The organism is Pseudomonas aestuarii (assembly GCF_027988105.1).
Taxonomy (GTDB): Bacteria; Pseudomonadota; Gammaproteobacteria; order Pseudomonadales; family Pseudomonadaceae; genus Aquipseudomonas; species Aquipseudomonas aestuarii.
Genome location: NZ_JAQJZJ010000009.1, coordinates 227,232 through 238,846, shown reverse-complemented (window position 1 = coordinate 238,846; position 11,615 = coordinate 227,232). Strand labels below are relative to the sequence as shown.

Here is an 11,615-nt window from a genome sequence, read left to right as displayed (position 1 = left end):
ATGAGTAGCACGAAAGACAAAATCACCGGCAATGCCAACGAAGTCATCGGCAAAGTGAAGGAAGGTATCGGCAAGGCTACCGACAATCCTCGCCTTGAAGGCGAAGGCATTGGCCAGCAAGTGAAGGGCAAGGCTCAGCAACTCAAGGGCGACATCAAGGACGCAATCAAGAGCAGGGTCAACGACGCCTGATTGAGCCACGATCAGCCCGGCCATTGTCAGCAATGGCCGGGCTTGCCGTGTGTGCCCCGAGACGATCCCGCGGGTCGATCGGGATGCAGCTGATGGCTTCCACGGCAGGCATCCCTTGCTCCTGTCCTTGACCCCTGGATTTTGCGGCGAGAAGCGGCTGTGCAAACGCTTGCCTGGCCATGCTCACGTGCTGTTGTTCTGCTCACTCAAGCAGTTGCGCGGGGGCGATGCTGTTCGCCCACACGGCCTTTGCCAATGGCCCTGGCGCTGAATATCCCGCACAACTGCTGCGCCAGGCCCAGGCTCATGCCCCCTGGCAGCCGGCCTTTGGCCTTGTCCCCACGCGCTACCGCTCGGCCGGCGTTCCGCGGGCACTGCAGTGCCTTGCTAGACTGACCAGGGAGAAGCTCCACGCACGAGCCTGCTATTCAGGGGCGGCGTTGTGAGCGGAGGTTGCCAATGAACGCTCGTTTGTATGCAGGCGTGCTGGCTGCGCTGATGGTGGGGCCCGGGGCGGTCACTGCGAGCTACGCCGATGAGCCTTCCCATCTTCTGGACGGTAAGACCTTCATTGGCCGCAATGGCGAAAAAGGCAGTTCGCTGGCGACCGATGAGCAGGAGGCGTTGATCTTCGCCGATGGCCTGTTTACCTCGGCCTCCTGCGAGCCCTATAACTTCAGTAGCAGCGAATACGTCACCCGGGTCGACGGCGAACGCATCTACTTCGAGGCGACCACCACCAGTCCCAGTCATGGCCAGATTGCCTGGCAGGGCATGGTCGAGGGCGCTACCGCGCGCGCCACTTTTGTCTGGACCAAGGAGCGTTGGTACTGGGATACCCGCCGTGAATACTGGTTCGAGGGTTCGCTCAAGGAATAGGCGGGCTGCCAACGCCACGCTGATTTCGTCATGGAGGCCTGCCAATGATCGAACCCAGGCAACCGGCACGGCCACCTTTGCCTTGGTCGCGTTACCTGAAGATCGGCCTGTTTGTGCTGGTGGTAACGGTCGTGAACGTCGGCGGCTCCTGGCTGATGCGCCAGATCAACTTTCAGCTGTTTCCCCGGCATGAGCCCTTGATGCAAGCCATGGTGCTGGGGTTCGCGCTGCTCTATGTGGTGCTGATGGCCACACCCTTCATGCCCGGCATCGAGGTCGGTCTGGCGCTGATGATTTTGCTTGGCGGCAAGGGCGCGCTACTCATTTACCTGTGTACGCTGGCGGCGCTGTCGATCAGCTTTGCCGTAGGGCGCAGCCTGCCGCCCAGGTGGTTGTGGCATATGCTCGACTGGCTGCACCTGCATCGTGCCGGCGCCCTGGTCCGTCAGCTCGAGCCACTCGATGCAGCGGCACGCCTGAGATTGCTGGACGACAAGGCCCCGAAGACAGTTGCGCCGTTCTTGCTTGAACACCGCTACCTGACGATTGCCGTACTGCTCAACCTGCCCGGCAACGCTCTGATCGGAGGCGGCGGTGGCATAGGGCTGGTGGTTGGCATGAGCAGGTTAGTTCCCTTCCATGGCTATCTCGCGCTGGTGGCCTGCGCAGTGGCCCCGGTGCCGCTGTGGTTCTGGCTGCATGGCGCCTAGATGATGGTTGTGCGCTTGTGTCGGGCGAGTCTGAAGGTCCTGCCAGGCGGTGCCGCGCTTGCTGTTTGCCCGTCATACCATGCCCTGGCTCGCCGCAGGCAGTGCACCGATCATTCACCGGCGTGGCACAAAGCTGGGTGGTCTGGCCACTATTTCTGCCTATTGCTTGACCGGTGCCTCGACCACTATATAGCGCTTGCCGCCACTGCGTTTGGCCACGTACATGGCTTCATCGGCGTGCCGGAGCAGATGCAGATCGCTCTGGCCGTGCTCGGGGTATACGGCGATACCCAGGCTTGGAGCACTGATCAAGGTTTTTCCTTCCAAGAGGTAGGGGACGCTTAGGGCGACAAGGATTTTCTCGGCCACCAGGATGGCATCTTCCAGCTTGCCGATGTCTTGCAGAAGAACGGCGAATTCGTCACCGCCCAAACGGCCAGCCGTATCGGATTCGCGCACGCACTGCCTGAGGCGGTGAGCGACTTCGCGCAGCAGGTGGTCGCCTGTTGTGTGGCCAAAGGTATCGTTGATCTGCTTGAAATTGTCCATGTCGAGATAAAGTACCGCCAGCCGCAAGGAATCTCTCTGCGCCCTGTGCAGAGAACTGCGCAGGCGGTCCAGGAACAGCGCCCGGTTTGGCAGTTCAGTCAGTTGGTCGTATTGCGCAAGAAACTCCAGGCGTGAGTGCGTGCGTTTGCGCACTATCGCAGCCGCCAGCTGGCTCGAGACAAACTGCAGCAGCTCCTTGCCCTGTTCGCTGTAACGCACGCTCCCGCAATAGCTCTGCAGCACCAGAGCACCGATGGTATCCGTGCCCGATATCAGCGGCACACCCAGCCAGTCGAGGGAATGCTTAGCTGCCAGCGTGCCATTCTTTGCCAGCATCAGCGCGGCCGTCTCGGGCGTTAACAGCAGGGCTTTACCGGAGCGAATAACCTCGGCACAGAAGGAGTCGGAGCCCAGCGGCCCAGGGGAGGGCGGCGCGTCGAACCGATCAACGTAATAGGGAAAACTCAGCTGGTCGTTGGTGGCGTCGTATAGCGCCACAAAAAAATTCTCGGCGGGCAGCAGCTGACCAATCACCTCGTGCACTCGCCGATACAGCGCCTGCAGATCCTCAGCCGAGTGAGCCGCTTGCGATATCGCATACAGCGCTGCCTGCATCGTCTCGGCGTGCTTGCGCCTGGTAATGTCCCGAGCCACCCCCACCCGTACCTGCTCGGCCTCAAGCCATTGGGCAGACCACATGATATGAACGATATGACCGTCTTTATGAATGTAACGGTTCTCATGATCAGCGGAGGGCTGGCCCAAATTGATCTGCTCCACGAGCGCCCGGCCGGCGACGCGATCGTCCGGGTGCATCATGTCGAAGGTGGTGCGGCCAAGCATTTCTTCGGGCCGATAACCGAACACGCGCTCGCTTGCCGCGCTCACCGATAGGAAGCGGCCCTCTTTATCCACCACGCAGACAACGTCCAGCAGCAGATCCAGCAGCTTGTCGTGGGGCAGGTGGGGTTTTAGTGTCATGGCAATGACTATACGGTTATGCCTGCAGGGTTCGCTAGCGCGATGATCTTCTATGACAGTGCGCCATGGCGCTGCAGCCTGAGGCGCATAACTTCCACGAATCGCCCAGACAACGCGAGCCCGAATCCCGTCAGGACGCCGGGCGCGTTTTTTCGTTGTTTACGTTCTGTGCAAACCAGGAGATATGGAGCGCAGCGGGGTGACAGCCCAGGCTGGAGCGGATCAAGTGACTCGCCGTAAGGGTGAAGCCCGTGACAGCGGTCAACGGAGATCGTGCTCTGTCCCCGGTTGCTATGCCGTAGCCCTTCATTCCCCGTAGTTGTCTCGCTCCGACTGGGGGGCAGACGCACCAGTCTTCAGGATAAATACCCCTCGTCACGGCCCGCCGAAAGCTCGAATAGGGCCAGTCCACGAGTCGCTGCACGTACCCGTGCTTCAGCGGGTTGTAGTGGATGTAGTCGAAATGGCGTTGGTAGTCCTGCTCATCTTGGATCAGGTGTTCCCAATAGCGCCGCTGCCAGATGCCCCGTTCACCGCGCCGTTGTTGCGTTGTAGTGCGGGATTCGATGGCCGGCAGGTAAAGGGCAAAGCCCAGCACCTGGGAGGGGGCCTGGTCGTCCAGGGCCAGGATCAGCTGCGCGCTGCTATCCAGGGCGCTGTCCATGGCCTGTAGATACAGGTGCATCTCGTAGCCGATCACGTACTGGTACAGCTGGTAGAGGGGATTGCTCGGCGTCAGCGACACCGGGCTGCAGCCACAGGTGGTTAAAGGTCCTCGTCGTTGCGCGGAGGCAAACCCTGTTCCAGCTGTTTTGCTGCGTCGAATCGTCAGGCAAAAATAAAGCCGGCTGATTGGGCCGGCTTTATGGTGGGCAGCAGTTCCGATATAGGCATACGGCGTTCTCGCTCAGACAGTCGGAGCTACCTTAGGCGACGCGATTGTCGAGCAGGCGATCCGAGCCACCCTCGGCGACGCGGCTGTCGATCAGGCGATCCGAGCCACCTTCGGCGACGCGATTGTCGAGCAGGCGATCCGAGCCACCCTCGGCGACGCGGCTGTCGAGCAGTCGATCCGAGCCTCCTTCGGCGACGCGGCTGTCGAGCAGGCGATCCGAGCCACCTTCGGCGACGCGATTGTCGAGCAGGCGATCCGAGCCACCCTCGGCGACGCGGCTGTCGATCAGGCGATCCGAGCCACCTTCGGCGACGCGGCTGTCGATCAGGCGATCCGAGCCACCTTCGGCGACGCGGCTGTCGATCAGGCGATCCGAGCCACCTTCGGCGACGCGATTGTCGAGCAGGCGATCCGAGCCACCCTCGGCGACGCGGCTGTCGATCAGGCGGTCCGAGCCACCTTCGGCGACGCGGCTGTCGAGCAGGCGATCCGAGCCACCTTCGGCGATGCGGCTGTCGAGCAGGCGATCCGAGCCACCTTCAGCGATGCGGCTTTCAATCAGCCGATCCGAGCCGCCTTCAGCGACAACGGGTTGAGCGGAAGACGCAGCAAAAACGTTGGCGGCCAGTACAGAGAAAGCAAAGCTGAGGAGGAGTTGGCGTTTCATGATGGAGTGCTCCGGGGTGTTGGTTGGGTATGGAGCAGATGGTACGCCCGAGGGTTTTTAAGAGAACTTCATTGGGTTGATGGTAAGTATCGATGCCAGCAATAGCCCTTCGAGCCGCACGTCAGCTGGCTGGCGATGGGGGTCACGCGCGTTACCGGGTTTGAGTGCCAGGCCGCTGTGGACGTGTCGCGCAAGCTCTTCCTGCGCCGCGCGTGCAGGCGGTTGCGCCCGGTCGCTGGCGAAACGTCCCATACCTGGCGCCGATTAACTGAGCCGTCGATCTCGATTGACCAGCCAGTACCAGCCGCCTTGTACACTGTGGTTTTTCCCCAGAGACCCTTGCCATGAACAATCCGCCATTCGGCGTCGGTGACGCCTCTTACCAGGCCGCAGGGGGCAGCGATGGCTTGCGCCGCCTGGTCGACGATTTCTACCGGCTGATGGACCAGTTGCCGGAGGCGGTCGCGCTACGCCGCATGCACCCGCAGAGCCTGGATGTGTCCCGCGACAAGCTGGCCTGCTTCCTCAGCGGCTGGCTGGGCGGCCCGCGGCTGTTCAGCGAGAAATACGGCGCCATCTCGATTCCGGCCTTCCACGCCCAGTGGCCGATCGACCAGGCCGGCAGCGATGCCTGGTTGCATTGCATGGCCCAGGCGATCGAGTTGCAGGGCTACACCCCGGCGTTCGCCGAGTACCTGCTGACCCAGTTGCGGGTACCGGCCCAGCGCATTGTCCAGGCCAGCCAGAACCGGCACGGCGCTTAGCGTGGGCTTGACGACCGCTGTGTCGGCTTTGCCCTTTTGTGTCGCTCGCATGGATGGCGCTGCGCGATACCCATGCGGGTGTCGGATGTTCGTTTGATGGGCATCGCCGCGCTCTGTTGATCCGCTGAGCGGTTAGCACAAGGATTAGGCTAGCCCGCGGGCGAGCTCATTCTGGCAGGCGCTGGCCCGGCTCTTTTTGACGATCTACTCTGCTACGCTGCTGAAGCAGTTTGCGATGCACGCTTAAACAGGAGTTATGGGCATGATTGGCAAGTTACTTTCGAGCGGTTTTAGTTTGGCCACGTTGCCCGCCAGGCTGACGTTTCGCAGCGTTCGCGCCTTGGCCATGACGCCTGCCGAAGCCAGCCGCCTGCTGGCGGACATGCGTGAGGCATCGGATCAGGCTGTGCAGGAACTCCAGGGACTGTTGGCCAGCGTTGATGCGGAGATGAGCCACAAAGCGGCGCACCTGAGCGCTGCCGACAAACGCCTGGCGGCCGAATTGGCCCTGCGCGCCGCCGAACAACACTTGAGCATGGCCGCGATCAACATTCTGCGGGCTGTCTGGCTAACGCTCCACTCGACCCCTAACCTGCCGCCAGCCGAGCTTGCCGAGCGGATTGAACCGACACCTAACGTCTGAGCCCGCGTGGCGAGTCGTATACGGCGTCTTCCATTTGCAGTGCCCAAACGCTAGCCCAAAGCGCTCGCCCGCCATCCGGGTGTGCTGTTCTTTGCTTGGTTTCTGCGTGAGTCGAGCAAGATGGCGTATTGCGCAGTCGTCGCCCAGGCTGAGCGCAGCGAATCAAGGGACTCGGCGTAAGGGCTAAACCCGCGCTGGCTGCCAGCGAATGTGCAGAGGGTGTCAGGAGCAGGCTGGGTATCGCAGCGCTTACCCCAGCCTGCGAGGTATGGACCGAGTGCCGCTCGACAGCCGTTGCAAGAGCGCATGCTCACACAACCTGAAAAGCAGGTAGCAGGCCATGGCCAGCAGTGCTGTCAGGGTGAGCTCGGCAAACTGCAGTAAACCGCCGCTCATCAGCGCCAGCCAACCATGCCTGACGATAAAGGCAGCATTGCTGCTGAGTAACTGCACCAGGTCGATAGTGAGGTAGCCAAAAACCAAAAAACTCACCGTCATAAGCAGGAAACTGACCAATCGATGGCGGTGTAACCATAGATAAAACGAACCGTACGTTGGCATGGCCACTCCCGGTGTGCGGGCAGTTGGATTGAGCAACCTTTGCCGCCGGCATGGGTATGCCATTGCGGCAAGGACGTACAGGAAATGTAGCTTAGGCGCGGAGGACGGGTCAGCTGACAGCTTGATCCGCTCGCTCCCACGCGCACGGTTCGACGCCTCGAGGTGGGAACGAACTGAACGCTGTTGGCCATTCTGCTGGTTGCGCCCCGCTCACTGCTGGGTCGCTCGGGGTGGCCTGGCCAAGCAACTGAAATTCATAGACATCAATGCAGGATAAGACGCTCGCGGACCAGCGCCTGAGCGTGCTGGGCCATCTGGTCGAGCTGGCGATCGCGCTGTTTTTCCGCCTCGCTCATGGCCTTTTGGCCGTGCTGCTTCACCAGGTAGGCGTGGATCTGCCGGACTTCCGTGGATTGGAAGATGGGCGTCAGGTCCTGCACCGCGACCATGCCGTCCGAGCGCTGCTCGCGGGTGCTCATCAGCACCTGCGGCCCCCGCGCCGCCAGCACCTGAAAACCCATGGCCTCGAAGGTCGGCACCTTGCTGGCCACACAGGCCAGTTCGGCATGGGGGTGGCGAGTGACCATGCGCTGCAGCATGGCCCGGGCAATACCGCGCCGGCGCTGGCTGGTCTGCACGGCCATATAGGCCAGGGTGCAGGCATCGGGGTCATCCTTGGCCGGCAGGTAAAGGGCAAAGCCCAGCACCTGGGAGGGGTCCAGGTCGTCCAGGGCCAGGATCAGCTGCGCGCTGCTATCCAGGGCGCTGTCCATGGCCTGCAGATACAGGTGCATCTCGTAGCCGATCACGTACTGGTACAGCTGGTAGAGGGGATTGCTCGGCGTCAGCGACACCGGGCTGATGTCGCTGAGGTAGTCCAACACCATCTGCAGGATCTGGCTTTTCAGTGACTCCGGTGGCGGGTTGTCCAGGTGTACAAGGGTGAACATCGTGAGTCTGGCTCCGGCGCTTGCCCGATTGGGGGAATCGGTGATGGCGGCATTGTAACCCCCCTCCGATCGTTCCCACGCGGACGGTTCGACGCTTCGACGTGGCAACGATCTGCAACCCATCTTGCAAATCCACGGATAGCAACCGGCCCTGTGGGAGCGGGCCATGGCCGCGATGCTTTGTGGCGCGCGGCTATCGGACAGCGGCCCTTCGATGCTCCGCCCCTGTGTAGCGGTGCTTGCCAGCGGCCAACACCGAGGTTGCATGGCTGCCAGCTCGCATGCGGATCGCGGTATGCACGCAAGCCACCCAACGCAACCTGCAAGAGCTATGTGGGCACTGCTTCGCGTCGCGCCCACCGGGTGGCAGGCAGCCCTGCTGCACGTGCAGAGCGCCATGCGACCCGGCGCATGGAGCAGCCAGTAGCCGCGCGGTAAGGGGCGGGTACTGAAAAAATCGCCGCGCAGGCAGCGGTTTTGTCCGGCATTATGCTGTAGCCCTGGCACGCCGCGGCCTTTCGCTTTTCCGCGATTGCTGCCGCAATGCAGGGCATTGCTCGGTCGGCGCGGCCTGTCTTGCTGGGGCCTGGTTGCAGTCGCCAGCAGCGTGGTAACCGGCCAGATTTCTTGAGCGCCATGGCCCAGGCGCAAGTCCCGAGAGCGGCGTAGCCATCGGATCAAGATGAGGTTGCGTGCTGCGCGGTCACGCAGACCTGCGGCGTCTAGTTGGCCGCACCTGTTGTATTGAGTCCGTTAGCGGAGAGGTCCGATGTGTTGTAGGCAGTATCTGTTCGGGCTGGTTTGCCTGGCGGCGGTGACGGTGGCGCAAGCCGAGTGTTCCCGTGACATCGTGGTGCCGTTCAGCGATGTTGGCGTCGATCTCAACGCTACTGGCGGGCAGCGGGGTGGGATATCGGTCGATTATCTGGATGAAGTGAGCCAGCGTACGGGCTGTCATTTTGTCTATGTCGATGTGCCACGAGCGCGCGCCTGGTACATGCTGGCGCACCAGCAGGCGGATGTTGTGCCTGCGGCGATTCGCACCGGCTGGCGCGATGATTCCGGGGTGTTCTATGACCAGTTCGTGCAGGAAGGTGTCTCACTGCTGAGCATGAAGGAGCGGCCCCAGCGGCTCAATTCAATGGAGGCCATTCTGCATTCGGGGCTGACCTTCACGTTTGTGCGTGGTCATGACTATGGACCGCGCACCGCCGAACTGATCGAGCTTCTCGAAGCTCAAGGGCAACTGCGGTTGGTCAAAGACCCCGGCATCATGTTGCGTATGTTGCAGGCCGGCCGTATTGATGCGGCGATTGTCATGGCCTCGATCGTGACCACCGAAGCCGCCGCACTGGGCCTCAATGACACCCTGCATGGCGAACCAATCGAAGATTTGGAGTGGGGCAGTACCGGTATCTACCTGAGTAACAGCACGCTGCTGCCTGCCGATGCCAAGCTGCTGGCGAGTACATTCGAGCAGCTCAATGATGAGGGCTTTTATGTGCAGGGCTATCAACAGCTGCAGGCAAACATGCCGCCGTGGGTAACCACTGGGTTTCGTTATGGGCGCAAGCACAAATAGGCCATAGCAGGTGCAGGCGATCTGCCGTCGCAGATGTCACCTGCCAGCCCGCCACGGGCGGTCGCATTATTGAGCTGGGTTCGGGGGGCGCGCCTTTGTCACGTCAACGAAGCGGACCCTCTGCGTCTGGAGCAGGCCGAGGAACAGCTGCAGAAGACCAAGGGTCTGGCGTCATGATCGAGGCCGACATGGGTACGCTGGAGCCGGAGTACTCCGGTGCAGTGCCGGCCCTTGTCCGAGTGCCCGTTGCGTGTCCATGTAAGCCCGGACCAGCGCGGCCACTTCCATCTGCTCGGGCGCCGGGCCAGCGACGGCAGCCTGATCTACAGCCATGCGGTGGTGGTCGACCAACAGGGTTAGCCGCGCCCTGCTCGGCTGCGCTGGCCAGGCGCAAGGCCTTTTGGCGCGGCCCATCTGCAGTCATGTTGCAGCGGGCCGGGAAGACTCTGGTCGGCCCGGGTGCATGGGCTCGTCCGGCTCAGCCGCGTCGCTTTACGTACTGGCCGGGTGCCGCCTCCAGTGGCGGGTATTGCTCCGAGCCGAGGCTGGCGACCGGCGCGACGCTTTTGCCGGCGTATTCGCTCAGCCATTCGGCCCAGTTGCTCCACCAGCTGCCGGGGTGTTCCTCGGCGCCGGCCAGCCAGGTGTCCGGGTCGGCCTGCAGCTCGGGGTTGGTCCAGTAGCCGCGTTTGTTCTTCTGTGGTGGATTGATGATCCCGGCGATGTGCCCGGAGCCGCCGAGCACGAAGCGCAGCGGCCCCTTGAATAGGCGGGTGCTGGCATAGGCGCCGGCCCAGGGCACGATATGGTCCTCGCGGGTACCGACCAGGTAGGTCGGCATGTCGAGTTTGCCCAAATCGAGCACCTCGCCGCAGCATTGCAGCTTGCCGCTCTTCAGGTCGTTCTGCAGGTAGGTGTGGCGCAGGTACCAGCAGTACATGGGGCCGGGCAGGTTGGTACTGTCGTTGTTCCAGTACAGCAGGTCGAGCGGCCGCGGTTTCTGGCCCTTGAGGTATTTCTCGACGCTGTAGTTCCACCACAGCTCGTTGGGGCGCAGCTGCGAGAAGGTGTTGCCCATGTCCTCGCCGCGGAACAGGCCGAAGGGCCCACCCTCGCCGCCGATGGTGCGTTCGCGGTAGCTGACGGTTGCTTCGTCGATGAAGATGCTCAGCACTCCGGCGTCCTCGTAGTCGAGCAGCGAGACCAGCAGGGTCAGGCTGGCAGCCGGTTTCTCGCCGCGCGCGGCCAGGACGGCGAGACCGCAGGAGAGCAGGGTGCCGCCGACACAATAGCCGAGGATGTTGAGTTGTTCCAGGGCGCTTATGCGCTGGGTGACCTTGATCGCCTCGAGGATGCCCTGCTCGACATAATCGTCCCAGCTGGCGTCGGCAATGCTCGCGTCGGCATCGCGCCAGGACACCAGGAACACCTGGTGGCCCTGTTCGAGGGCATGGCGCACGAACGAACTCTCCGGCTGCAGGTCGAGGATGTAGAACTTGTTGATCATCGGCGGCACGATCAGCAGCGGACGCTGGTGCTGTTTCTTGGTCTGCGGCGAGTACTGGATCAGCTGGAACAGCGGGTTCTGGTAGACCACCTGACCCGGGGTCGTGGCCAGGTTGACGCCGACCTCGAAGGCGCCACTGTCGCACTGGCGCAACTTGCCTTCGCGCATGTCGCTGGCCAGGTTCAACAGACCGCTGAACAGGCTGGCGCCCTGGGTCTGTACGGCTCGATCGAGGGCTTCGGGATTGCTGTTGAGGTAGTTGCTTGGCGCGGCGGCGGCGACCAGTTGTTCCACCAGGTAGTCCAGGCGCTGACGCATCTTGCCGGATTCGATCGGGAGCGCCCCGAGCAGGCGCATGAGAAAGCGCGAGTTGAGCAGATAGAGGGCTGCCAACGAGCCGAACAGCGGCTGACTCCAGGCAGTGCCGGCAAAGCGCTTGTCGCTGAAGGTAAACGGCTGCTGGGTCAGCGTCTGCATGCTCAGCTGCATCCATTCGCCGTTGTATTCGGCCTGCAGGCTCTCGAGGACAGCGCTATCTACCTCGAACCAGGCATCGGTGTCATTGCCCTGGAACCAAGGATTTAGGCGTACCCATAAGTGCAGTTGTTCCAACGTCAGGCGCACGCCGAACGGCAGGTTGGGCGAGAAAAATGAGGTGAAGGCTGTAGCGTTTTCCATAACTAGTGTCCGCTATCTGAGAAGTCTGCTGGAGGTGGGGCGGATGTCTGAGCGATG

The 11,615-nt window shown here is 62.2% G+C and carries 10 protein-coding genes and 2 pseudogenes; 6 read left to right on the top strand and 6 right to left on the bottom strand.

Going from position 1 to position 11,615, the window contains the following annotated elements:
- The 3 genes from PH586_RS18870 (at position 1) to PH586_RS18860 (ending at position 1,781) form a co-directional block, all read left to right on the top strand.
- Positions 1 to 192 (top strand): CsbD family protein, encoded by a 192-nt coding sequence (locus PH586_RS18870; RefSeq protein ID WP_271349337.1) that lies wholly within the window; start codon positions 1 to 3, stop codon positions 190 to 192.
- 459 nt (positions 193 to 651) lie between these two features.
- Positions 652 to 1,071, top strand: a complete 420-nt coding sequence (locus PH586_RS18865; protein ID WP_271349336.1) for a hypothetical protein — start codon at positions 652 to 654, stop codon at positions 1,069 to 1,071.
- A 44-nt stretch (positions 1,072 to 1,115) separates the two neighbouring features.
- Positions 1,116 to 1,781: a hypothetical protein gene (locus PH586_RS18860; protein WP_271349335.1), complete on the top strand. Its 666-nt coding sequence runs from the start codon at positions 1,116 to 1,118 to the stop codon at positions 1,779 to 1,781.
- Between the two features lie 159 nt (positions 1,782 to 1,940).
- Here the strand turns inward: PH586_RS18860 and PH586_RS18855 are convergent, their stop codons facing one another.
- The 3 genes and pseudogenes from PH586_RS18855 to PH586_RS18845 form a co-directional block, all read right to left on the bottom strand.
- Positions 1,941 to 3,311, bottom strand: a complete 1,371-nt coding sequence (locus PH586_RS18855) for a sensor domain-containing protein (protein ID WP_271349334.1) — start codon at positions 3,309 to 3,311, stop codon at positions 1,941 to 1,943.
- A 130-nt stretch (positions 3,312 to 3,441) separates the two neighbouring features.
- Positions 3,442 to 3,900 (bottom strand): annotated as a pseudogene (locus PH586_RS23745) (REP-associated tyrosine transposase); the annotation flags it as partial.
- A 535-nt stretch (positions 3,901 to 4,435) separates the two neighbouring features.
- A pseudogene (locus PH586_RS18845) lies at positions 4,436 to 4,873 on the bottom strand (phage infection protein); the annotation flags it as partial.
- Between the two features lie 344 nt (positions 4,874 to 5,217).
- On the opposite strand from PH586_RS18845, the gene PH586_RS18840 reads away from it, so the two are divergent.
- Together PH586_RS18840 and PH586_RS18835 are read left to right on the top strand one after the other, a co-directional pair.
- A complete protein-coding gene (locus tag PH586_RS18840) occupies positions 5,218 to 5,637 on the top strand; it encodes a group II truncated hemoglobin (RefSeq protein WP_271349332.1) in 420 nt (139 codons plus the stop codon).
- A 256-nt stretch (positions 5,638 to 5,893) separates the two neighbouring features.
- Positions 5,894 to 6,280, top strand: coding sequence for a hypothetical protein (locus PH586_RS18835; protein WP_271349331.1), 387 nt, complete (start codon positions 5,894 to 5,896; stop codon positions 6,278 to 6,280).
- 249 nt (positions 6,281 to 6,529) lie between these two features.
- Here PH586_RS18835 and PH586_RS18830 read toward each other — a convergent pair whose 3' ends face one another.
- Both PH586_RS18830 and PH586_RS18825 read right to left on the bottom strand, forming a co-directional pair.
- A complete protein-coding gene (locus PH586_RS18830) occupies positions 6,530 to 6,841 on the bottom strand; it encodes a hypothetical protein (RefSeq protein WP_271349330.1) in 312 nt (103 codons plus the stop codon).
- A 263-nt stretch (positions 6,842 to 7,104) separates the two neighbouring features.
- Positions 7,105 to 7,791, bottom strand: coding sequence for a GNAT family N-acetyltransferase (locus tag PH586_RS18825; protein WP_271349329.1), 687 nt, complete (start codon positions 7,789 to 7,791; stop codon positions 7,105 to 7,107).
- Positions 7,792 to 8,611: 820 nt separating this feature from the next.
- On the opposite strand from PH586_RS18825, the gene PH586_RS18820 reads away from it, so the two are divergent.
- Positions 8,612 to 9,373, top strand: coding sequence for a substrate-binding periplasmic protein (locus PH586_RS18820; protein ID WP_271349328.1), 762 nt, complete (start codon positions 8,612 to 8,614; stop codon positions 9,371 to 9,373).
- Between the two features lie 478 nt (positions 9,374 to 9,851).
- Here PH586_RS18820 and phaC read toward each other — a convergent pair whose 3' ends face one another.
- On the bottom strand, positions 9,852 to 11,558 hold the full coding sequence (gene phaC / locus PH586_RS18815; RefSeq protein ID WP_271349327.1) for a class I poly(R)-hydroxyalkanoic acid synthase: 1,707 nt from the start codon (positions 11,556 to 11,558) through the stop codon (positions 9,852 to 9,854).
- Positions 11,559 to 11,615 lie beyond the last annotated feature (57 nt).